The organism is Bradyrhizobium sp. Crot121, assembly GCF_059512385.1.
Window position 1 is genome coordinate 16517 of record NZ_JCAMOR010000009.1, and the last position, 22001, is coordinate 38517.

Sequence of the window (22001 nt, forward strand, 5' to 3'; positions counted from 1 at the left end):
GTTCGACTTGACAGGAATAACCCCAATGAGCGGCAACGATCGATTTCGATCTACCGGTGAAACCTTGGACACAGCTATCGTCGGCGCCGGGGTTGGCGGCCTCTACACCGCATGGCGCCTGCTCGGTTGCGGCCAACCTCCCGGCGGCATGGCGGTGTTCGAGGCATCCGCGCGCGTCGGCGGCCGCCTGCTCAGCGTGACCATGCCGGGGACCACCGGCATCGCCGCAGAATTCGGCGGGATGCGCTTTCTTTCCAGTCACGCGCTCATCACCTCGCTCGCGGCAAAATTCGGTCTCGGGATTCGCGAGTTCACCACGGGCAACTCGGAGAGCATCTTCTATTCCCGGGGCAAGCAGTGGCGTGCCGGCGACATCGCAAAGAAGCAACCCCTCCCCTATGGGCTGCGCCCGGACGAACTCTATCTCGATCCGTTCGAATTGATCGTCAAAGCCGTGCGACGGGTGATGCCTTCCATGAAGCACCTGTCGCCGGACGAGTGGGTGAAGATGAAAGAGTCGCTCACCCTCGACGGCTTTCCGCTGATCGACTGGGGCTTCAGCAATCTGCTCGGCCGATTTCTATCCGATGAGGCCTTGCAGTTCATCGAGATGGGAATTGGCTACAGTGCAGTCGTGAGCAACTGGAATGCCGCCGACGCATTGTCGTTGGTGATCGAGTATACCGGCAGCCCGACCGAGAAAACTCTGGTGGACGGCATGCAGGCCTTGCCGAACGCGCTTGCGGCCGCCGTCATGCGCGAAGGCAGCACCATTCATCATCAGCATAGGTTGGTATCACTGCGCACTCCAGCCCAGACAGGCGATGGCCTGCACGAACTCGTCTTCACGACGCCTGACGGACCGCGCGCCGTTCGTGCGCGCCGCGTCGTACTTGCGCTGCCGCGCCGGGCGATGGAGATCATCGACGACTGCGCTGTGTTGAAAGAGCCACCCATCGCAGCTCTGCTTGCAACCGTGACGCCGCGCCCGCTTGGCAAGGTCTTTCTCGCTCATGAGCAGCCCTGGTGGCGTTCGCTCGGTCTGACCAGCGGACGGGCGACCACCGACCTGCCGATCCGACAGATCTATTATTTCGGCACCGAGCCCGACCGGCCGGCAGGCGCGACAGGCCACCTGACCATGGGCTATTTCGATCGTCCGCAGCTCGATTACTGGGCTGGCTTGCGGCGCCTGGAACAGCCGGGCGCCAGCGGATTCACCATGCTCGATCCTGACGGCCCCGTGGCGACAGAAGTCCGTCGCCAGATCGGCGTCGTGCACGGGCTCGATCAGCCGATGGCAGCGCCGCTGTCAGTCGGCTTCATGAACTGGGAAGAAGATCCGTACGGCGGCGCCTGGCACACCTGGAATCAGGGCGTGAAGAGCTGGGAAATCATGAAGAAAATCGCATCTCCGGTGCCCGGAACGGCGCTGCACATCGTCAGCGAGGCATGGTCGACCAAGCAGGGATGGGTTGAGGGAGCGCTGGAGATTGCGGAGGCCGTGGTGGGCACCATGACGCGCATACCCGCAAACTGAGGCCCCTCCCTCTCTCGGGATGCGATCTGCCGGAAGTGCATAGTCGCGGTCAGGCTACCTTTAATAGGCTGAAGAGCAGGAGGCGGAAGGCTCGCTCGGATGCGCTCGCTGCAGGGTGCGCTCCGAGAAGCGCTTGGTATTGCAATCGGCAACAGTTCGAGGAAGGGAACAGATCATGAGTATCCGAAAGACCGTTTGGATCGGCGTACTCGCGCTGTTCGCTGCCGTGCTGGCGGCGACCGCACCACCGGCGGCCGCGCAGCAGCAACGGCCGCCGAACATTCTTGTCATCATGGGAGACGATGTTGGCTGGTTCAACGTCGGCGCGTACCACCGCGGAATGATGTCCGGCAAGACGCCAAACCTCGACAAGCTGGCGTCGGAAGGCATGATGTTCACCGACTACTACGCCGAGGCGAGCTGCACGGCAGGACGCGCCAACTTCATCACTGGCGAGCTGCCAATCCGCACGGGACTAACGACTGTCGGTCAGGCCGGTGCCGATGTTGGCATCCCGGACCAGGCCGTGACACTGGCCACCGTGCTCAAGTCGCTCGGCTACGCAACGGGGCAGTTCGGCAAGAACCACCTCGGCGATCTCAACAAATATCTGCCGACAGTGCACGGCTTCGACGAATTCTTCGGATATCTATATCACCTCGACGCGATGTCTGATCCGTACTGGTACTCGTTCCCCGCCAACCAGGACTACTACAACAAGTATGGCCCGCGCAGCCTGATCCACAGCTACGCGACGGACAAGGACGACCCCACCGAGATGCCGCGCTGGGGCAAGATCGGCAAGCAAAGCATCGTCGACGAGGGGCCGCTGCCCCCGTTTCCAGATATGTCGAACGTGCCGAATATGCATGATCTGCCGTTCCTGAAGCCGAAGTACGACATGACCACTTTCGACGAGGTATTGGTCAAATCCTCCAGCGACTTCATGGATAAGGCCAAGCGCGACGGCAAACCTTTCTTCGTCTGGCACAACACGACGCGAATGCACGTCTGGACGTTCCTGTCGAAGAAATACAGTGCGATGCAGAACAACGAGACGAACTTCGGTCTCGAGGAAGCGGGCATGGCTCAACTCGACGACAGCGTCGGCGCCCTGCTCAAGCATATCGATGACATCGGCGAAACCAACAACACCATCGTCATCTTCACGACGGACAACGGCGCCGAGGTGTTCACCTGGCCGGACGGCGGCATGACCCCGTTCAAGGCCACCAAGGGGACCAGTTTTGAAGGCGGCTTCCGCGTGCCGGCCATCATTCGCTGGCCGGGCCGCGTCAAGCCGGGGTCGGTCGAGAATGGAATCTTCTCTGGCCTCGATTGGTTCCCGACACTAACCGCTGCGGCGGGAAACCCGAACATTACCGACCAGCTCCTTAAGGGCGTGACGCTGGAAGGCCGCAGCTACAAGAACCACCTCGACGGTTACAATCAGATGGATCTGCTGACGGGCAAGGGTCCCTCCGTTCGCCATGAGATCTTCTATTTCGCCGGTCCGCATCTCGGTGCGCTTCGCCACGATAACTTCAAGTTTCAGTTCTTCCAGCAGCCTTATGGGTGGCCGGGAGAAAAAGACACCACCGACATGCCAACCATGGTCAACATCCGCCAAGACCCGTTTGAGCGGACGCCGTCAATCCGCGGCGAAAGCCTGAACAACATGGGCGGAGGTTATATGAATGATTTCATGGCCCGCGAATTCTGGCGCTTCGTGCTTGTTCAGCAAGAGGTTGCCAGATTGGCGCAAACGGCCATCGACTTCCCTCCAATGCAGGCGCCGGCGAGCTTCAACCTTGAAGCCGTCAAACGGGAAGTCGAGCAAGCCATCAAGGCACATCCCGGCCAGTAGTGCGCTCTATCGTTCAACACGCGGGCGCTCTTCCGAGAGCGCCCGACACGATGAGACCGCGAGCACATCTCGTGCATGGCTGGGAAGCGCCCGCGTTCCTGCCTGCGCAGCTACAGGTCTATGTTACTTGCTTCCTTCGCTCGAGCGGTTTTCGGGAGACTCTTGAGCTGGGAGAGCGCGGAGAAATGCTTTGACCACCGCGGCGGCGTTGTCCGACGCCAGGTGTTCGAGCTCATTCTCCGTGTTTTCGCCGGCATCGCCGCCGGCCAGATCCGACAGGCCGCGGAAGGCTATAAAGGGGATATGGTTCGAATAGGCGACATGGGCGACTGGCGCACTTTCATTGTCAACCAGGCTCGCCTTGAAAGTATCGTAAATCCACTTGCGGAATTCGGCATTGTCAATGAACGCGGGACCGGAGACGCCGGCACCTCCGACGACGACGCGAGGACGTGTGGTTCCGCAGACATCCGGATTAAGGCAGGCCTTCAGCTCGACTTTCGGCGCGACCGAACGTGCAATCTCCAGCATGGTCGGATCGACGTCAAACCAGAACCGCTTTTCCGGCTCGCGCTCACCCGGGTGAGCAATTCCGACCGCGCGGGGGAAAATCATGCCGTAGTTCGGCAGCGTCTTGCCGAGCCAGTTCGGTATCGACCAGCGGGCTCCGTCTTGCCGGGCAAACACAGATTCGAGATATTCAGACCAGCGATCGGCTACGACGACATCTCCTGGCGAAAGACTGGGGTTGATGCCGCCGGCAATCCCGGAGAAGACGATGCGCCTGATCTTGAAATGATCAATCGCGCCCTGCGTGGTCATGGCGGCGTTGACCATTGACACGCCGCTGAGGAAAAGAACGACGTCTTTGCCTTCGAGGCGACCCACGATGTAGGTCACGTCAGCTATGATCTCCGTCCGGGTCGCGCTCATTGCATTCTTGAGCGCGAGCCATTCGGGGCTATAGGCCGAAATGATCGCGATCCGCGGCGTGGGGTCGACCTGTTCGGCCGCGGCTGCGCGATCCGTCAGCAGCGTCAATGAGGCCAGCAGCAGTAGCGCAAGCCACAGAGCATCCCGCCGCCGCGGCCGACTGGCGGGCGCGTTACTATCCGGTCTCGAAGAGAGTTCTTGCACGAGCGCGCTACGAACAATCTCAGCGGTCGCTCGCGTTAGGCTCCGTTGTGTAGTGATCGGCCTTGATGGAACGAGGCCAGGGCACCAGCATCGCCACTCGCTCGCGATACTGCCGATACTGATCGCCAAACAGCGCAATCAGATCGCGCTCCTCCAGGCTGGCGCCAACGAAAATGTAGGCTGTTGCGACGGCCGCGAATAGAAAGTGCCCAGCCGTCATTGTTGGCGTCGACCAGAACGCGATGATGAAGCCCAGATAGAGCGGATGGCGTACCAGTTTGTACAAAAATGGAGTCTTGAAACGAGAGCCAACAGCGCTGACCGCCGGATCTGCGAACACCTGCTTCAGACCGAATAGCTCAAAGTGGTTTATCTGGAAGCTGGCGAACAGCACGATCAACCAGCCGAACAGTGCGAGCCCTGACAGGGCGATGGCGGCGGCCGGATCAGCAACACTCCAGATGATCGCTGGAATCGGGCGCCATTGCCAAGCCAGCAAGATCAGGACCAGACTGGCGAGAAGGACATACACGCTTCGCTCGATTTCTTGTGGAATGAAGCGGGTCCACCACTGCTTGAATGACCTGCGGGCCATCACGCTGTGCTGGAGAGCGAACAGCGACAGCAGCAGAAGATTGATGATCACCGCCTCGAGCGTTGGCGTAGCGGGTCCTTGGTCGATGTCTTTCGGCACGACGGCACCGAAGACGAAGCCGATCATATAGAGAATCGTGCCGAGGAAGGTTGCGTAGGCAATCAGACCGAAACCGATTGAGGAAATTCGGGCCATTTTTTCACCTTTCAGAGAGGGAGATGTTTTGATCATCTCGCACCGCTCGCATCGCATGGCGAAGGATGGAGGGGTGAGGTGACGGCGCTATTTCATTCCTGATTTAAACGATTGCAGACGTAATATTAGTCGTCGCACACCCCAGTCTGTTCAAAAAGGCATTGCGCTGGGCATCGCGAATTAGTCGGACTATGCCGCGCTAGCGGCACATCACCTCGATGGCGCCGTTGACGAGCGCTTCCAATTCCTCGCGCGAGACGCGGGCGCGGGCGCGGAGCGCGATGGTGTGCAGGGTGGCGGAAGCAAGCCGCCCGAGCGTGGCGATGTCGGCGGTTGCCGATAGCTCGCCCTTCTCCTTGGCGCGGCGGAAGCACGAGGCAAAAGCCTTGTCGAGCTCGACGAAGCCTTCGAGCGCCAAGGCGCGGATTTCGGGATCGGCGACCGCATCGGAAGCCGCCGTCACTACTGTGAAGCAGCCGCGCGGGGAATCGCCGGAAAGATAGATGTCGAGCGCCACCGCATAGATGCGCGTCAATCGTTCGCGGATCGGCAACTCCTCGCGGAAGATGTCGACCATCGCGGTGCGCGCATCGTCGCGGTAACGCTGATAGCTCTTGATGTAGAGCTCGCGCTTGTCGCCGAACGCGCCATAAAGGCTCGGCCGGTTCATGCCGGTCGCGGCACTGAGATCGTCGAGCGAGGTCGCTGCAAAGCCGCGCTTGCGGAACAGGTCGAGCGCCTTGCCGAGGGCAACGTCGGGCTCATAGGCGCGCGGCCGGCCGCGCCGCTTCGGCTCAGCGGCGTCAGCCTTTTTGCCAGCCGACGGTTTGGCAGCAGATGGCAGCTTCTTCTTTTTTTGTACCATTTCGCAGAAAATTCCTTGACCGAAACCATATTATGCAGAACAGTACAAAAATCAACAGGAGGCCCGGCCGCCGGGCCGAACCGCCAAGGAGGCACCCATGGAGCTTTATTTCTCGCCGCTCGCCTGCTCGATGGCGACCCGCATCGCGCTGTATGAAGCGGGCGCAAGCGCCGACTATCTCGAGGTCGATCCGAGGAGTAAGGTGGTGCTGAACGACGGCTCGGATTTCACAGAGATCAATCCGCTCGGCCTGGTGCCGACGCTGCGCACCGATGACGGCGCGGTGCTGACCGAGAACGCCGCGATCCTGCAATACGTCGCCGACCGCTTCCCAGAGGCCAATCTCGGCAGCGGCGCCGGCATGGAGCGCAGCCGGCTGCATCAATGGCTCTGCTTCATCGGCACCGAACTGCACAAGGGCCTGTTCGTGACGCTGCTCGACAAGAAGGCGCCGCAGGACGCGAAGACCTATGTCGTGGAGAAGAACCTGTCGCGGCTCGACTATCTCGAAAATTATCTGAAGGGGCGCGACTACCTGCTCGACCATTTCAGCGTGGCGGATGCCTATCTCGTCACCGTCATCAACTGGACCATGGCGACGCCGCCGGTTGACCTCGTAAAATGGCCGACGCTGAAGGCTTATTACGAACGCCTGCGCGCGCGGCCTTCGGTGACGAAAGCGATCGCGGAGGAGTTCGAGCTCTACAAGGCCGAAATCGCGCGCCACAAGGCTGCGGCGTGACACTACTGTCGTCCCGGACTTGAGCCGGGACCCATACCGCGGGATCTATCGGTGGGGCGATCTGGTCGACGTCGTCGCCAAACAACCGCTCACTGTGGTTATGGGTCCCGGCGTTCGCCGGGACGACACCGAATCTGTGGCACGATCTTCACACCACATCGGCCTTCAGCAAGAGCCGCAGCGATTTCGGGATCGGCTGCGCCCTGCCCTGGCTGATGAAGGCGACGCGCACCTGCGCTTTCACCAGCACTTCCTCGCCGCGCCGCACTTCCTGCGCCAGCATGATCGAGGCGCCCTTCACGGCGACCGGCCAGGTCACGACGTCGAGCACATCGTCCATCCGCGCCGGCCGCAGGAAATCGATCTGCATCGAGCGCACGACGAATGCAAAGCCCGGCGTCTCCACCTCGGTCTCGGCAAACAGCGCATGCTGCTCGGCGCCCATCAGCCGCAAATGATTGGTGCGGCCGCGCTCCATGAAGCGCAGATAGTTGGCGTGATAGACGATGCCGGAGAAATCCGTGTCCTCGTAATAGACGCGGCACTGCATGTGATGGCGGCCGTCGCGGATCTCGCCGTCGAGATGAGCTGTCACTTGCGAACCTCGATCGTCTCGCTGGGAAAATCGAGCTTTTGCGCAAAATCCGCGCCACACGCAAGCGCGTATTACGCCACGGCCGGTCCGGCCTTGCCGAGCGTCACCAGCACGATCTCGGGGGGAACGCCGATGCGGAACGGCATGATGCTGCAGCCGAGGCCGCCGGAGACGATGACGTCGCAATTGGTGCGCAGGTGGCCGTAGGCGAGCTCGACGCCCTGCCGCGGCGGCACCGCGGGCGACCAGCCGAGCACGCGGACCTGGCCGCCATGGGTATGGCCGGACAATTGCAGCGCCACGCGTGAGGGGACGCGCAGCGCGACGTCAGGCTCGTGTGCCAGCAGGATGACCGGTGCATCGTCGGTGACTTTCGCGAGCGTCGCGCCGAGATCGTCGACGCCGATACGGCGCACGGGGCGGAAACGCCGTGCCGGCATATAAGCGAGCTGATCGCCGAGGCCGGCGAGCCAGAACGGGCGGCCGGCCTTGGTCAGGCGCTTTGCATCGTTCTCGTAGACCGGAATGCCGTTGGCTTCGAGCGCACGATGGGCCACCGTCAGCCCCTGACCCTCGCGCTGCACGGTCTTGTCGTCCCAGTAGTCGTGGTTACCGAGGATCGCGTGCACGCCGAGCGGCGCCTTGAGGTTCGCCAGCACCGCGGCCCATTCGCTTGCCGGAATGAAGCGGGTGACATGGCGGTGGCCGGCGACGTAGTCCCCGAGCATGACGATGATGTCGGGCTCAAGTGCGTTGGTGCGCGCGACGATCGTCTCGATGCGCTCCAGCGACATCCAGGGATCGCAGGCGTGCAGGTCCGCGATCACGGCGATCTTCAGCGGGAAATCCGCCGGCCATCGCGGTGGGGTGAGATGGTAACGCGTGACGCGGAGCCGCAGGACCGGCTCGACGCCGAAGCCATAGGCCGAGGTCGACGCCGTGAGGGCGGTGAGGCCGCCGATGGATCTGAAAAATTGACGTCGTGAGAACATGGGGACAATCGGTGATGCCCCTCGTTGATGGGGTCCGATTGGAGCGGAATTGCGGTGCGCTTGTGCAGATTGTCAGGGGGTCTGCTGCACGAGGATGTGATGAGACACGTCGCCGTAGCCCGGGTGGAGCGAACGCGTAACCCGGGACTCCTGCACCAACGTTCAAGAGCGGCCCCGGGTTACGCTGGCGCTTCACCCGGGCTACGACAATCGAAGATCAATCGTCGTCGTTGCCGAACAGGCCGAATTGCGAGGGATCGCGCGTGGGCTCGGCGAGGCCGAGGTGGCGGAAGGCATGCGAGGTGAGGAGCCGGCCACGCGGCGTGCGCTGCAGGTAGCCGCACTGGATCAGGTAGGGCTCGATGATGTCCTCGATCGCATCGCGCGGCTCCGACAGGGCGGCGGCCATCGTCTCGACCCCGACCGGGCCGCCGCCATAGTTCATCGCGATGGTGCTGAGATAGCGGCGGTCCATCGCATCTAGGCCAGCGGCATCGACCTCGAGCGCGGAAAGCGCGTGGTCGGCGATGGCGCGGTCGACCGAGGTGGCATCTGCTGCCGAAGCAAAATCGCGCACCCGGCGCAAGAGGCGGCCGGCGATGCGCGGCGTGCCGCGGGCGCGGCGGGCGATCTCATTGGCGCCGTCAGGGCTCATGCCGATGTTCAGCACGCGGGCCCCGCGGGTGACGATCTTCTCCAGCTCCTCCTCTGTGTAGAAGTTGAGCCGGATCGGAATCCCAAAGCGGTCGCGCAGCGGATTGGTCAGCAGGCCGGCGCGCGTGGTGGCGCCCACGAGGGTGAATTTTGCAAGCTCGATCTTCACCGAGCGCGCGGCAGGACCCTCGCCGATGATGAGGTCGAGCTGAAAATCCTCCATCGCGGGATAGAGTACCTCCTCCACGGCGGGACTCAGGCGATGGATCTCGTCGATGAAAAGGACGTCGCGCTCTTCCAGATTGGTGAGCAGCGCGGCGAGATCGCCGGCTTTTGCAATGACCGGGCCCGAAGTGGCGCGAAAGCCGACGCCGAGTTCGCGCGCGACGATCTGCGCCAGCGTGGTCTTGCCAAGACCCGGAGGCCCGACGAACAGCACGTGATCCAGCGCCTCGCCGCGCTTGCGTGCGGCCTCGATGAAGATCGAAAGGTTCTTGCGCGCCTGCGCCTGGCCGACGAAATCGGACAGCGATTGCGGACGCAGCGCGGTGTCGCCGACATCATCGGCGCGGCGTTCGGGAGTGACGATGCGGGAGGGCGGGTTCATGTCGTCAATTCCGTGACGATCGCAGCGATCGTAGGGTGGGCAAAGCGCGCGTCCTTCCCTTCTCCCCTTGTGGGAGAAGGTGGCGCGCATGCAATGCGCGACGGATGAGGGGTTGTCGCCGCGGGCGAGGTGCTCGCGGAAAGAAACCCCTCACCCAATCGTGTTCGTTGCCGATTCCGGTGCTGCCCTCTCCCACAAGGGGAGAGGGCACAGTAACAGGCAGTGCGAAGGCATAGTCCCGTAGGGTGAGCCATCACTTCGCGAGTTCCTTCAGGCCCAGCCGGATCAACTGCGCGGTTTCGGCCTGCTCGCCTGCACTGCGCGAGGCGGCGGCGATGGCGGCGGCGGCTTGCGGCTGGCCGTAGCCGAGATTGACCAATGCGGAGATCGCATCGGTCACCGGACGCGGCGCGCGCTCGTTGTCGATGGCGCCGGCGAGATGGACCACGGCGGGATCGACATTGGCAAAGGCCGGGGCCTTGTCCTTCAGCTCGCTGACGATGCGCTCGGCGACCTTCGGCCCGACGCCGGGCGTGCGCGCCACCGCGGCCTTGTCACGCAGCGCGATCGCGTTCGCGAGGTCGGAAGGCGGCAGCGTGCCAAGCACGGCGAGCGCGACCTTGGCGCCGACGCCTTGCACGGTCTGCAACAGGCGAAACCATTCGCGCTCGTTGTCGGTGCGGAAGCCGAACAGCTTGATCTGGTCTTCGCGCACATAGGTCTCGATCGAGAGCACCGCGGCCTCGCCGGGGGACGGCAGCGCCTGCAGCGTGCGCGCGGAGCAATGCACCTGATAGCCGACGCCGCCGACATCGAGGATCACATAATCCTCGCCATAGGAGTCGATGAGGCCTTTCAATTTGCCGATCATAGGCTGGCTACTCTCAGTCGCAGCGCGGTGCTTTGGCGGTGATGGGCGTGCGTGATCGCGACCGCGAGTGCATCGGCGGCGTCGGGCGATTGCGGCTCGGCCTTAGGCAGCAGGATCTTCAGCATCACGGCGATCTGGTTCTTCTCGGCGTGTCCGGCGCCGACCACGGTTTTCTTGACCTGGTTCGGCGCATATTCGGCAACCTCGATGCCGAACATTGCAGGCGCCAGCATGGCGACGCCGCGGGCCTGACCGAGTTTCAGCGTCGCAACACCATCCTTGTTGACAAACGTCTGCTCGACCGCGGCTTCCGCCGGTTTGAAATCGCCGAGCACGGCGGCCAGCCCCTCATGGATCGCAAGCAGCCGGCCTGACAGCGGCAGCCGTTCCGACGGCTCGATCGAGCCGCAGCCAATGAACACCAGCCGATTGCCCTCGACCTCGATCACGCCCCAGCCGGTGCGGCGGAGGCCCGGGTCGATGCCGAGAATGCGGGTGGGTTTGCGAATCGGCTGGACTGTCATGGGGTAGTGATAACCGCTGCGTTTCGAGAACGAAACACAAACGGGGAGGTCATGCACGGGGAAAGCGGTGCCCCCACCTCGTCATGCCCGGGCTTGTCCCGGGCATCCACGTCCTTCAGCACGAGTGGATACGCGTGGGTGGCCGGGACAAGCCCGGCCATGACGGCATCACGAGAGATGGGGCTACCCGCCCATCTTCGCGATCAGCGCGTCCGAGATCTCGAAATTGGCGAACACGTTCTGGACGTCGTCGTGGTCGTTGAGCAGATCCATCAGCTTGAGCAGCTTCTCGCCGGTCTCGTCATCGACGGCGACGGTGTTTTGTGGCTTCCAGGTCAGCGACGCCTTGCGCGGCTCGCCGAATTTCGCTTCCAGCGCCTTCGCGACCTCGCGGTAGGATTCCGGCGAGGCGTAGATCTCGTGGCCGCTTTCGCTCGATACGACGTCGTCGGCGCCCGCCTCGATCGCCGCATCCAGCACCGCATCGTCGGAGGCGGCCTTGTGGTCATATTCGATGATGCCGACCCGGTCGAACATGAAGGCGACCGAGCCGGTTTCGCCGAGATTGCCGCCCGACTTGGTGAAGTAGGAGCGGATGTCGGAGGCGGCGCGGTTGCGGTTGTCGGTCAGGGCCTCGACGATCACGGCGACGCCGCCGGGGCCATAGCCCTCGTAGCGGATCTCGTCATAGTTCTCGCCCTCGTTACCGGCGGCCTTCTTGATGGCGCGCTCGATATTGTCCTTCGGCATGTTTTCCGCGCGCGCGGCAACGATCGCGGCGCGCAGCCGGGGGTTCATGGCGGGGTCGGGGGTGCCGAGCTTGGCCGCGACCGTGATTTCGCGGGCCAGCTTGCCGAACAGCTTCGACTTCTGGGCATCCTGCCGGCCCTTGCGGTGCATGATGTTCTTGAATTGGGAATGGCCGGCCATGCGAGGTCCCTTGGGAATCGCCTTTCAAAAAGGGGGTGAGGCGCGGCGTTATAGGCCTCCGACAGGCCAAAATCAAAGACTTGCGGCGTGATCTGGCATGCCGGCCGTGCCGCCTTCCGGAAAATCAGGCAGCCGTTAACCACGATTTCACCTACGGATGGGAGAATCGGACAGTCCATTTCAACTTGCAAGAGAACCCCAATGGCGGCGTTCGGTTTGTTTCGCAAGCGAGATCCGGAACCCTTGGCAGCAGCCGTCGAGCCGAAGGTTGCGACCGCAGCGGCGGCGCCGGCCGATAACCCCTCCCACGATACCGGTTCGGCCGGGGAAATCCTCGAGCTGCTGGAACTCGAGCTCGGCGGCATGATCCGGCAACTCGAGCGTGCCGCCCAATCGGTGGCCGGCGGGGCCGAGGCAACCGCGGCGACGCTTGCGACCATCCGCGAGCGCACGGATGCGCTGACCGGCCGCACCAATGCGGCGCAGACCACGGCCGCGACCTTCTCGGAGGCCGCCGACAAATTCACCGATTCGGCGCAGGGGATCGGCGCGCAGGTGCGCGACGCCGGCCGGCTCGCCGACGAAGCGGGCGCCGCGGCGCGCGAGGCCCGCGCCAATGTCGACCGCCTGCGTGAATCCTCCGCCGCGATTGGCAACGTCGTCAACCTGATCGCACAGATCGCGCGGCAGACCACGCTGCTCGCCCTCAACTCGACCATCGAGGCAGCGCGCGCCGGCGCCGCCGGCAAGGGGTTCGCGGTGGTCGCGACCGAAGTGAAGGCGCTGGCGGTGCAGACCCAGGGCGCGACCGAAGAGATCACGAAGAAGATCGAGGCACTGCAGAAGGACGCCGCGGGCTCGGCCGATGCCGTACACCGCATCGCGCAGGCGATCGAGGCGATCCGCCCGGTGTTCGCGCATGTCAGCGGCGCGGTGACGGAGCAGCATAAGACCACCGGCGAGATCGCGCAGAATGCTGCCTCCGCCTCGAGCTTCATCGTCGCGGTCGGCGACAGCGCCGCCGAGATCGATCAGGCCACCAGGGACGCCGAAGCGCATGGCAAGGACGTCGCCCAGGCCGGCCGCGCGGTGACCAGCTTTGCGCAAAAACTGAAATCGCGCTGCGCGGTGCTGCTGCGGCAGGGCGAGCGCGAAGACCCACGCAAGGGCGAGCGGCTGCCCTGCAACCTCAAGCTCGAGATGCAAGCGCGCGGCAGCGTCGTCACCGCGCCGGTCTATGAGATATCCATGGACGGCATCCTGATCTCGGGACCCGAGGCCGAACGCCTGCAACTGCACCAGAGCCTTGCCGCCACACTTCAGGATGTCGGCGCCGTCAAGATCCGGATCGCCGACAAGACCAAGGCCGGCGCGCAGGCACGCTTCGAGGCGCTGACCTTGGAGCTGCGCGAGACGATCGAAGACAAATTGTGGGCGATCCGCGACGAGAACACCGAGTTCGTCATGCGCGCGATGGAAGCGGGCGTGGCGCTGACCAGGATTTTCGAGAACGGGATCGCGAGCGGCGCCGTCACGATCGAGGATATGTTCGACACCGACTATGTCGAGATATCCGACACCAATCCGATGCAGTACCGCACAAAAATATTGGATTGGGCGGAGCGCGCGCTGCCGCCGTTCCAGGAGGCTTTCCTCGCCAAGGATCCGCGGATGGCGTTCTGCGCCATGATCGACCGCAACGGCTATCTGCCGGTGCACAACAAGATCTATTCGCACCCGCAGCGGCCGGGCGATGTCGCCTTCAACACCGCCAACAGCCGCAACCGCCGCATCTTCAATGACGCGGCCGGCCTCGCCGCCGGGCGCAACCAGCGCGCCTATCTGATCCAGAGCTACGCCCGCGACATGGGCAATGGCAACATGGTGATGATGCGCGAGATCGACGTGCCGGTCCGCGTACGCGGCCGGCACTGGGGCGGCTTCCGCACGGCGTATAGGCTCTGACGGCCTCTTTTCTAAGCAGTCACCGCACTGTCCGGCACTTCACGCAGTCTTTTCAAAACGCACGGTTCTTTCGCGCGGCCTTGATCGATTTTCGCTTCCATCCCCTAGAATAACGCACACGATGATGTGATGACACTCATCATCCTATGCATGGTCAGCACGAACTAGCATTGCGAAACATGTCTTCGCTTCCTAGCTCGTCGCGATGCGATACGGTTTCGTTGACGCGTCCGCTGTCCGCGGCCGCTGAATCTGGGGTATGCTTATGGCGACGACACTCACCATCAATGGCGAACAGAAATCCTTCGATGCGCCGCCCGAAATGCCGCTGCTCTGGGTGCTGCGTGACATCTTAGGCATGACCGGCACCAAGTTCGGCTGCGGCATCGCGCAGTGCGGCGCCTGCACGGTGCATATCGACGGCAAGGCGGTGCGTTCCTGCGTGCTGCCGGTGAGCGCGGTGCAGGGCCGCCCCGTGACGACCATCGAGGCGGTCGGCAATTCGCCTGCCGGCGCGAAGGTGCAGAAGGCCTGGCTCGAACTTGAAGTGATCCAATGCGGCTATTGCCAGTCGGGCCAGATCATGGCCGCAGCCGCGCTCCTGTCCGCGACGCCGAACCCCGACGATTCCGATATCGATGCGGCGATGGCCGGCAACATCTGCCGCTGCGGCACCTATGTGCGGATCCGCGAGGCCATCAAGCAGGCCGCCTCCGGACGTCAGTCGTAGGAGGCGCGCCATGCTGACAGCAGAAAAACTCCACCAAGAAATCCACCCGGAAAACAGCGCGAACGGCGTCTCGCGGCGCGCGCTCCTCACCGGTGGGCTGGCCACCGGCTTCCTGCTCGCCTTCCATCTGCCGCTGCGCGCGGCCGTCAACGAGCCGGAGCAGCCGAAGGACGCAACCGACGGCAAGTTCGCGCCCAACGCCTTTATCCGCATCGACGAGAGCGGCCAAACCACGCTGATCATGCCGCAGGTGGAGATGGGCCAGGGTATCTACACCTCGATCTCGATGATCCTGGCCGAAGAACTGGACGCCGATTGGGCAAAGGTTGCGGTGCTGCACGCACCGCCGAACGACAAGTTCTACGCCAATCCCGTCTTCGGCTTGCAGGCGACGGGTGGCTCGACCTCGATCCGCGCCTGGTGGAAGCCGCTGCGCGCTGCGGGCGCCAGTGCGCGGGCAATGCTGGTGCAGGCCGCAGCAGTGCAATGGCAGGTCGAGCCTGCGAGCTGCACGACGTCGAAAGGCGAAGTCGTGCACGCGGCAAGCGGCCGCAAGCTCGGCTATGGCGAACTGGCGCTGGCCGCGCAAGGCGAGATGGCGCCGAAGGATGTCCCGGTCAAGGACCCCAAGGACTTCGTCTATATCGGCCAGCCCCTGAAACGGCTGGATACGCCAGACAAGGTCAACGGCAAGGTCGTCTACGGCATCGACGCGATCCTGCCGAACATGAAGATAGCAACGGTGGCTGCCTGCCCCGTATTCGGTGGCAAGGTCGGCAAGGTCGACGACAGCGCTGCGGTGAAAATCCCGGGTGTGCGCAAGGTCGTGGTCCTCGAGGAAACGGTCGCGGTGATCGGCGATCACATGTGGGCGGCGAAGAAAGGCCTCGAAGCGCTCAAGATCGAATGGAACGAGGGACCTAACGCAAAGCTCGGCACAAAGGACATCTGGCAGCATCTGCGCGCCGCCATCGAGAAGGACGGCGCGGTCGCAAAATCGGTCGGTGACATCGCCAAGGGTCTTGCGAGCGGCGACAAATTCGAGGCGAGCTTCGAACTGCCGTTCCTCGCGCACGCCTCGATGGAGCCGATCAACGCGACAGTTCACGTCAGGCCGGATGCCTGTGAGATCTGGACCGGCACGCAGATCATGACGCGCGTGCAGTCGGAGGCCGCAAAGGCCGCCGGCCTGCCCGTCGACAAGGTGATCGTCAACAACCACCTGCTCGGCGGCGGCTTTGGCCGCAAGCTCGAGCCGGACATGGTGATCACGGCGGTGAAGATCGCCAAGCAGGTCGATTATCCCGTCAAGGTGATATGGACCCGCGAGGAGGACATCCAGCACGACGTGTATCGCCCGGTCTATCGCGACCAGGTCACCGCGACTCTGGTCGACGGCAAGGTGGCGGCCTGGAAATACAAGATCGCCGGTTCGGCAGTCATTGCGCGCTGGCTGCCTCCGGCGTTCCAGAAGGGAGTCGATATCGACGCAGTCGACGCCGCCGTAGAGACCCCCTACGACTTTTCCAACTTCCACGTCGAATATGTCCGCGCCGAGCCGCCGGCGGTGCCGACAGGCTTCTGGCGCGGCGTCGGCCCGAACAACAATGTGTTCGCATTCGAATGCGCAATGGACGAGCTTGCGCGCAAGGCCGGCAAGGATCCGGTCGAATTCCGCCGGAGCATGCTGACCAAGAGTCCGCGCGCGCTCGCGGTGCTGAACCTCGCCGCCGAGAAGTCCGGCTGGGGCGAAAAGCTGCCACCGCGCGTCGGCCGCGGCGTCTGCGTGCAGCCCTCGTTTGCGAGCTTCCTTGCGACCGTGGTGGAAGCCGAAATCGACGACATCGGCGAGATCGCGCTCCGCCGCGTCACCTCGGTGGTCGACACCGGGATCGCGGTCAACCCCGACACGGTGAAGGCGCAGATCGAGGGCGGCCTGATCTTCGGCCTCACCGCCGCACTCTATGGCGAGATCACCATCGACAAGGGTCGCGTGCAGCAGTCGAACTTCCACGACTACCGCATGATGCGCATCAACGAGACGCCGAAGATCGAAGTCACCGTGGTCAAGAGCGGCGAAGCGCCAGGCGGCATTGGCGAAGCCGGCGTCAACGCCGGACCGCCTGCGCTACGCAACGCGATCTACGCCGCAACGGGAGTGGCGCTGCGGCGCCTGCCGATCGACCGTTCACTGATCGCCGTGGGGAAGAAGGCATGAGACGGGTAAAGCGTATCCTGTTGAGCCTTGCCGTGATCATCATCGCGGCTGTTGCGATCGGCGTCTGGATCGTCCGTGGCCCGGGCCCGCTTGATTTCGCAGGTGGCAACAAGGCGGCCGTCGCCGACTACCGCGCCGGCAGGCCGACCGGCGTGCCAGCAGCGCTGGAGAAAGCGAGCCTGGTGGAGCGGGGCGAATATCTGGCCAAAGCGGCGGACTGCATGGTCTGCCACACCAAGCCGGGTGAGAAGCAATACGCCGGCGGGCTGGCGTTCAAGCTGCCGTTCGGCACGCTCTATTCGACCAACATCACGGCTGACAAGGAAACCGGCATCGGCAATTACAGCGACCAGGATTTCCTCAACGCTGTCCAGCGCGGCAAGCGCCATGATGGGGCGATGCTCTATCCGGCGATGCCCTATGCGTCCTACACCTACATGACGGACGAGGACCTGCTGGCGGTGAAGGCCTATCTGTTCAGCCTGCCGCCGGTGCGCGCGCCGGCGCCGGAGAACACGTTGGCGTTCCCGTTCAACCAGCGCTGGGCGATGCTGTTCTGGTCGGCGGTGTTCAACCCGGACACGCGCTTTGCGCCCGACACCTCGAAGAGCCCGGAGTGGAACAGGGGCGCCTACCTCGCCGAAGCGCTCGCGCATTGCGGCGAGTGCCACACGCCGCGCAATCTCGGCTTCGCGCTCGACAACCGCAAGAAATTCGCGGGCGCCGTCACCGCCGGCTGGCGCGCCTTCAACATCTCCTCCGACAAGGCCACCGGCCTCGGCAATTGGAGCGAAGAGGCGCTCGTCTCATACCTCTCGACCGGTCATGCGCTCGGCCACGGCACCGCCTCCGGGCCGATGGGCGAAGCTGTCGACAACAGCCTGAGCCAGCTCGCGCCGGAGGACGTTCGCGCCATCGCCGTCTACCTGCGCAGCGTACCGCCGCAGGCCTCGCCCGACCTGCCGGCGACCACGGCTCCCGCAGCACCTGCCTCGCACAAGCAAGGCGTAACGGCGGATGCGAGGGGCAAGATGGTGTTCGAGGGCGCCTGTGTGAGCTGCCACGGCTGGACCGGCGAGAGCCTGGTGTCGCCGACGGCGACGCTGACCGGCTCGTGGGCGGTCAACGATCCCGCGGCCACCAACGTCGCGCAGATCGTTCTGTCCGGCACCAAGCGCACCACGCCGGACGGCGCGCTCTCGATGCCGGCATTTGGCAACGCCTATTCGGATGACGAGATCGCGGCAGTCGCCAACTATGTCACCGCCCGTTTCGGCGCCAAGGGCTCGAAGCTCACGGCGAAGGACGTGGCGGAGCTGCGGCAGCAGACGGCGCAGTAGGTATTTGGAAGTGCCGTAGCCCGGGTGAAGCGCCAGCGTAACCCGGGGCCGCTGGTAGAGGTTGACGGAGGTACCCTGGGTTGCGCTTCACGCCACCTGGGCTACGAAACCGGTGTCCAATTCGCATCGACGCGAATTGGACGAAGGCAAGGCAATTCACAGCGAGCTTGTCGCGCCGCGAATCGTTGTCCCTCTCCAATTGACGGAGGTCTCCTCGGCAAAGGGGTGCCGAGTCCGGGATCATGCTCTACGCGGCGCGAACGTATCCGTAGCGCAGGTTCGAGGGTTCCTTGGCCCCCAAGGCGTACTCATTCTTGAGCGCCGCCAGGCGGTCCTCTGAAAAGGCTGGCATACTGCTATTGTCAGCGGCCCTCAGCTTGATCTTGTAGAACCTGGTCGCGTTGCCGGCGAAGATCTGCTGCTTGACGGCGCTGTTAGCGTCGCCGAGCGGCGCAAACCCGTACTTCTTCTGCATATCCTCCGGGATTTCGAGCCGGCGTAGCGCCTCGATCTGCCATTGCGGCGAGCCGTACCAAACCGAGTCGGTGCCCCACATCACATGATCCACGCCCATGCCCTTGATCAGCGTGCCGACCAGCGCGGCGCAGAATTTCGGATGCGCGACCGCCGAGTTGGCAAAGGACGTGCCTAGCTCGGCATAGACATTGGTGACGCCGAACTTCTGCGGGATTTCCGCAAGATCGGAGGCCCACTGGATGCGACCCGTTTGTTCGAAATCCGCCCATGCCTTGTCCGGCAGCTCGAGGAACGCCCGCAGCGCCGAGTGATAGATCACGAAGTTCATCTGCGGCCAATCCTTGGCTGCCTTTCCGATGTCCCAAGCCGTCGCGTATTCCCAGACGCCGGCGAACGATTTCTCGTAATCGGGCGGCAGCAATCCCTTGTGGATGCACAGCGTGTTGATGCCTGCCTTCACCGCCTTTTCATAGAACGGATACATCACCTGCTCGTCGTCGAGCCGCCACGGGAACTTGGAAGGCGCCAGCGGATCGCCGATCGTATAGGACTTCCAGGAGTCCGGCTTGTAGACCTCGATCGCCTTGTCAACCTCCTCCATCCAGCCGGGCTGTTTGGGCGTTATGACGCTGTGCGCCAGCAGGCGCCGGGAGCCAGCGAAGCCGTTGATGAGTTCGCGCGCCTTGACGATCTGCTCGTTGGAGAGCAGCCACCAGCTCGGATCGTCGAACGGTGCTCCGCTTAAGAGAGCCATATTGGTGTCGCTGTCGTAATAGATCTCCTTAACGTAGTTCTGGAACTTGTAGCGGGCGAGCGACGACACGCCTTCCTCCTTCATCTTCGGATTCCAGTGGTCACTCGCAAATTGCGCTAGTCCCAACAGCTCCTTGTGGTCGAAGTCGTCGCGGACAAAGTGGGTCTGAACGTCAAAGATGAACTGCTCGGCAAGGTTTTGCGCCCGGGCAAGCATCAAATCGGGTTCGCGGGCCTCGGCCGGCGCGACTTGAAAGACGTTACCGTAGACATCGTTCATGGCTAGAAAGGCCGCGGCCATGCCGCAGCTCGTGTGCAGGAACTGCCGGCGGCTCAGGCCCAGCCGTTTGCCGTTAGAATCAGCAAGCTCGTTAATTCGAGTTTCAACCTTTTTCTGAAGGGCGCTCTGCGGGGGCGGGAGATACTCGCCGTTTGATACGATCTGGGTAGGAATCGGCGTCGCCGCCGATGCCGCTTCAGCGCCGGCAACGAGGCGCTGCTCTCGTTCACTTAGCCAAGTGCTCATCATTCTCCTCCCCGGCTATGTTGGCATGCACCAATGCCGATTGCGCTCATTCGGCCGAGCGCTTGGCTTGCGATCTACGAAAGGCAAATGCGCTCGGCATACGGCGTTCTGTCCGCATCGCGTGATCAGAACAGAAAGACTGCTTGAGAATTTGATGGGATCAGCGGCACCCGTTTAGGTAGCTTAGCTAATGGACTCAACGCCCAAACTCGTATCAGCGCAAGCGATGTAATTCGGCAGCTTCGCTGTCCCAACGCTTCGTCGTCCCCGTTGCTGCGAGCGAGCGCAGCGGATTGCTACGATGCCTATCAGCCGCTCCTCGGGCCGGAACGCATCGCACGTCTGATCGTCGCGGCGGCGACCGCGCGATCGGCCATCAGTGTCTCAGTCGGTTCGACGGCGAAAAGGGACAGCATGAGGCCCACCATCGGCACTGCGGGCATCAGATATCGCGAGACGTCGAGAGTGTGAGCGGCGGCGGCGGTCGCGATCGAAGCCGCCCACATCACGACCACGATGCCTGCGCGCGTCACGAAAGCTGGCCGCCGACGCCGCACGGCTGCCACCGTCCAGAACATGACGGCGATAACGAAGGCAGCGGACAATGCCTTGAACAGATAGGCGGAAGTTACAGGGAAGTCGGACAATAGGCCGATCCGAACCGGTCCGCCTTGCAGATCGTTCGGCTCGGCCGCCCGGCCGTGCCGCGCCATGATCTCGGACACGTGCGGCACGTCGTCGCTGGACACCGGTATGAAAGGCTCGAGTCCATAAGGCGGCCATGCCGACGAAAAGCCATAGGCCATCTGGCGAATGAACTTGCCTGCGTAGACCAGCGGCCGATCGCGCGCGGCGGCCAGGAAGATCCGCCAATAGGCTGCCGTTGCCCCGACGGCATGTCCGGTCGTGTCGGCGAAATCCCGATCCAGTTCGCTGTCGAACAGGCACGCGTCGCCAAAGAACCCGAGTACGGGCCAGCGGCCCGGCTCCGCGGCGAAGTCGGTGGCAAGCCGCGCCATTGTGGCATCGGCGCGGTCGCCTGCCGCCGATACGATCTCACCTCGCGCGGCATCGCTTGCGAGCACGATGTTCAGGTGATTGCAGAACAGTGTCTTGGGGACGAACACGGCCGAGGCCTGGTCGGAGCTGGAAGCTCCGAACCGTGAGCCGGCAAGGAGAAGCGCCAGCGCCGCCGCGACGGAGATGGCCATCACGGCAAGGCGCGCGGGCGTCTTCGGCCGGACAAGGCAGGCGCCCACCAGGATGGCGGCGATCGGGACGAGGAGTCCCTGCGATCTCAAGCACGCTGCGATCGCCGCGCACAGGATGGAAGCGACGACCGCGCAGCATCGCGCCGCTCCGTCGATGCAGGAGGCAACGAGCAATCCGGCTGTTGCCAGATTGAGGAAGACCGCAAAGAGAAGGTCCGCGGTGAGGACGTTCGTGAACAGCAACAAGCCCGGATACGTCGCGACCAGGATGATCGGAATCAGCCCGACGGCACTGCGCGTCGCCGCCTGCGCGGTTATCGCAAGCGCCAGCATCAGAACGGCCCAGGCCGCCTGGTGCAGGCGCACCACCGTTCCGAGGTCGCCTCCAAACGCGAACGTCACGGCCAGGAATGCCGGGTAGCCCGGGTCACGCCCACCCGTCACGGTCGGCCGTCCTGCCTCAAGCGTGCGCAGCGCAGATTCCACGAACGGCGGCGTGTCACCCCAGATGACCGGGACCGCCGGCCTGAACGACACGAGAATTGCCAAGAGGAGTGCGGCCCACGCCAGCGCGGCCCATGGCCGCCACGGCGACCCGACGCCGAAGGAGATGGCTCCGCTTTTCATACGCGCTGGAGCTTTTTGGTCGGACCGCACGATCACCGTC

General features: G+C 63.5%; 18 protein-coding genes. 7 read left to right on the plus strand and 11 right to left on the minus strand.

The window, feature by feature from the left end:
* Window positions 1-64 precede the first annotated feature (64 nt).
* Together AC5ZGW_RS11135 and AC5ZGW_RS11140 are read left to right on the plus strand one after the other, a co-directional pair.
* On the plus strand, window positions 65-1540 hold the full coding sequence (locus tag AC5ZGW_RS11135; RefSeq protein WP_165435405.1) for a flavin monoamine oxidase family protein: 1476 nt from the start codon (window positions 65-67) through the stop codon (window positions 1538-1540).
* Window positions 1541-1715: 175 nt separating this feature from the next.
* Window positions 1716-3407, plus strand: a complete 1692-nt coding sequence (locus AC5ZGW_RS11140) for an arylsulfatase (protein WP_130228229.1) — start codon at window positions 1716-1718, stop codon at window positions 3405-3407.
* A 123-nt stretch (window positions 3408-3530) separates the two neighbouring features.
* Here the strand turns inward: AC5ZGW_RS11140 and AC5ZGW_RS11145 are convergent, their stop codons facing one another.
* From AC5ZGW_RS11145 to AC5ZGW_RS11155, 3 genes are all read right to left on the minus strand, one after another.
* Window positions 3531-4448: a 5'-methylthioadenosine/S-adenosylhomocysteine nucleosidase gene (locus AC5ZGW_RS11145; RefSeq protein WP_245474914.1), complete on the minus strand. Its 918-nt coding sequence runs from the start codon at window positions 4446-4448 to the stop codon at window positions 3531-3533.
* Between the two features lie 115 nt (window positions 4449-4563).
* Window positions 4564-5334 (minus strand): methanethiol S-methyltransferase, encoded by a 771-nt coding sequence (gene mddA / locus AC5ZGW_RS11150; RefSeq protein ID WP_130228249.1) that lies wholly within the window; start codon window positions 5332-5334, stop codon window positions 4564-4566.
* Window positions 5335-5533: 199 nt separating this feature from the next.
* Entirely contained in the window at window positions 5534-6199 is a 666-nt protein-coding gene (locus AC5ZGW_RS11155) for a TetR/AcrR family transcriptional regulator (RefSeq protein WP_130228228.1), read from the minus strand.
* A 97-nt stretch (window positions 6200-6296) separates the two neighbouring features.
* Here AC5ZGW_RS11155 and AC5ZGW_RS11160 point away from each other — a divergent pair, with 97 nt between their 5' ends.
* Entirely contained in the window at window positions 6297-6941 is a 645-nt protein-coding gene (locus AC5ZGW_RS11160) for a glutathione binding-like protein (protein ID WP_130228227.1), read from the plus strand.
* 148 nt (window positions 6942-7089) lie between these two features.
* Here AC5ZGW_RS11160 and ybgC read toward each other — a convergent pair whose 3' ends face one another.
* From ybgC to AC5ZGW_RS11190, 6 genes are all read right to left on the minus strand, one after another.
* Window positions 7090-7491: a tol-pal system-associated acyl-CoA thioesterase gene (ybgC, locus tag AC5ZGW_RS11165; protein WP_080663688.1), complete on the minus strand. Its 402-nt coding sequence runs from the start codon at window positions 7489-7491 to the stop codon at window positions 7090-7092.
* Window positions 7492-7607: 116 nt separating this feature from the next.
* Window positions 7608-8528, minus strand: a complete 921-nt coding sequence (locus tag AC5ZGW_RS11170; RefSeq protein WP_130228226.1) for a metallophosphoesterase — start codon at window positions 8526-8528, stop codon at window positions 7608-7610.
* Window positions 8529-8745: 217 nt separating this feature from the next.
* On the minus strand, window positions 8746-9789 hold the full coding sequence (gene ruvB / locus AC5ZGW_RS11175) for a Holliday junction branch migration DNA helicase RuvB (protein ID WP_130228225.1): 1044 nt from the start codon (window positions 9787-9789) through the stop codon (window positions 8746-8748).
* Window positions 9790-10042: 253 nt separating this feature from the next.
* Complete coding sequence (gene ruvA / locus AC5ZGW_RS11180; RefSeq protein WP_028163700.1) at window positions 10043-10660, minus strand: Holliday junction branch migration protein RuvA; 618 nt, start codon at window positions 10658-10660, stop codon at window positions 10043-10045.
* Window positions 10657-11184 carry a crossover junction endodeoxyribonuclease RuvC gene (ruvC, locus tag AC5ZGW_RS11185; protein ID WP_028163701.1) on the minus strand — a complete coding sequence of 176 codons (528 nt, stop codon included), beginning with the start codon at window positions 11182-11184 and terminating at the stop codon, window positions 10657-10659. Before ruvC ends, ruvA begins: the two co-directional genes overlap by 4 nt.
* Window positions 11185-11367: 183 nt before the next feature.
* On the minus strand, window positions 11368-12114 hold the full coding sequence (locus AC5ZGW_RS11190; RefSeq protein WP_130228223.1) for a YebC/PmpR family DNA-binding transcriptional regulator: 747 nt from the start codon (window positions 12112-12114) through the stop codon (window positions 11368-11370).
* Between the two features lie 201 nt (window positions 12115-12315).
* Here AC5ZGW_RS11190 and AC5ZGW_RS11195 point away from each other — a divergent pair, with 201 nt between their 5' ends.
* From AC5ZGW_RS11195 to AC5ZGW_RS11210, 4 genes are all read left to right on the plus strand, one after another.
* A complete protein-coding gene (locus AC5ZGW_RS11195) occupies window positions 12316-14079 on the plus strand; it encodes a methyl-accepting chemotaxis protein (protein ID WP_496113914.1) in 1764 nt (587 codons plus the stop codon).
* 265 nt (window positions 14080-14344) lie between these two features.
* A complete protein-coding gene (locus tag AC5ZGW_RS11200; protein ID WP_207231038.1) occupies window positions 14345-14809 on the plus strand; it encodes a (2Fe-2S)-binding protein in 465 nt (154 codons plus the stop codon).
* 10 nt (window positions 14810-14819) lie between these two features.
* Entirely contained in the window at window positions 14820-17027 is a 2208-nt protein-coding gene (locus tag AC5ZGW_RS11205) for a xanthine dehydrogenase family protein molybdopterin-binding subunit (RefSeq protein WP_130226468.1), read from the plus strand.
* Window positions 17024-18367 (plus strand): c-type cytochrome, encoded by a 1344-nt coding sequence (locus AC5ZGW_RS11210; protein ID WP_130226469.1) that lies wholly within the window; start codon window positions 17024-17026, stop codon window positions 18365-18367. Before AC5ZGW_RS11205 ends, AC5ZGW_RS11210 begins: the two co-directional genes overlap by 4 nt.
* Before the next feature lie 247 nt (window positions 18368-18614).
* Here AC5ZGW_RS11210 and AC5ZGW_RS11215 read toward each other — a convergent pair whose 3' ends face one another.
* Together AC5ZGW_RS11215 and AC5ZGW_RS11220 are read right to left on the minus strand one after the other, a co-directional pair.
* Window positions 18615-19898 carry an amidohydrolase family protein gene (locus AC5ZGW_RS11215; protein ID WP_245474758.1) on the minus strand — a complete coding sequence of 428 codons (1284 nt, stop codon included), beginning with the start codon at window positions 19896-19898 and terminating at the stop codon, window positions 18615-18617.
* 533 nt (window positions 19899-20431) lie between these two features.
* On the minus strand, window positions 20432-21961 hold the full coding sequence (locus tag AC5ZGW_RS11220; protein ID WP_130226471.1) for a hypothetical protein: 1530 nt from the start codon (window positions 21959-21961) through the stop codon (window positions 20432-20434).
* Window positions 21962-22001: the final 40 nt, after the last annotated feature.

Bases quoted from the DNA above. Each gene is read 5' to 3' on its own strand.
- AC5ZGW_RS11155 (WP_130228228.1), bottom strand. From the start codon at position 6,199: ATGGTACAAAAAAAGAAGAAGCTGCCATCTGCTGCCAAACCGTCGGCT.
- ruvC (WP_028163701.1), bottom strand. From the start codon at position 11,184: ATGACAGTCCAGCCGATTCGCAAACCCACCCGCATTCTCGGCATCGAC.
- ruvB (WP_130228225.1), bottom strand. From the start codon at position 9,789: ATGAACCCGCCCTCCCGCATCGTCACTCCCGAACGCCGCGCCGATGAT.
- AC5ZGW_RS11140 (WP_130228229.1), top strand. From the start codon at position 1,716: ATGAGTATCCGAAAGACCGTTTGGATCGGCGTACTCGCGCTGTTCGCT.
- ruvA (WP_028163700.1), bottom strand. From the start codon at position 10,660: ATGATCGGCAAATTGAAAGGCCTCATCGACTCCTATGGCGAGGATTAT.
- AC5ZGW_RS11195 (WP_496113914.1), top strand. From the start codon at position 12,316: ATGGCGGCGTTCGGTTTGTTTCGCAAGCGAGATCCGGAACCCTTGGCA.
- AC5ZGW_RS11190 (WP_130228223.1), bottom strand. From the start codon at position 12,114: ATGGCCGGCCATTCCCAATTCAAGAACATCATGCACCGCAAGGGCCGG.
- ybgC (WP_080663688.1), bottom strand. From the start codon at position 7,491: ATGCAGTGCCGCGTCTATTACGAGGACACGGATTTCTCCGGCATCGTC.
- AC5ZGW_RS11170 (WP_130228226.1), bottom strand. From the start codon at position 8,528: ATGTTCTCACGACGTCAATTTTTCAGATCCATCGGCGGCCTCACCGCC.
- AC5ZGW_RS11160 (WP_130228227.1), top strand. From the start codon at position 6,297: ATGGAGCTTTATTTCTCGCCGCTCGCCTGCTCGATGGCGACCCGCATC.
- AC5ZGW_RS11220 (WP_130226471.1), bottom strand. From the start codon at position 21,961: ATGAAAAGCGGAGCCATCTCCTTCGGCGTCGGGTCGCCGTGGCGGCCA.
- mddA (WP_130228249.1), bottom strand. From the start codon at position 5,334: ATGGCCCGAATTTCCTCAATCGGTTTCGGTCTGATTGCCTACGCAACC.
- AC5ZGW_RS11215 (WP_245474758.1), bottom strand. From the start codon at position 19,898: ATGGCCGCGGCCTTTCTAGCCATGAACGATGTCTACGGTAACGTCTTT.
- AC5ZGW_RS11205 (WP_130226468.1), top strand. From the start codon at position 14,820: ATGCTGACAGCAGAAAAACTCCACCAAGAAATCCACCCGGAAAACAGC.
- AC5ZGW_RS11200 (WP_207231038.1), top strand. From the start codon at position 14,345: ATGGCGACGACACTCACCATCAATGGCGAACAGAAATCCTTCGATGCG.
- AC5ZGW_RS11210 (WP_130226469.1), top strand. From the start codon at position 17,024: ATGAGACGGGTAAAGCGTATCCTGTTGAGCCTTGCCGTGATCATCATC.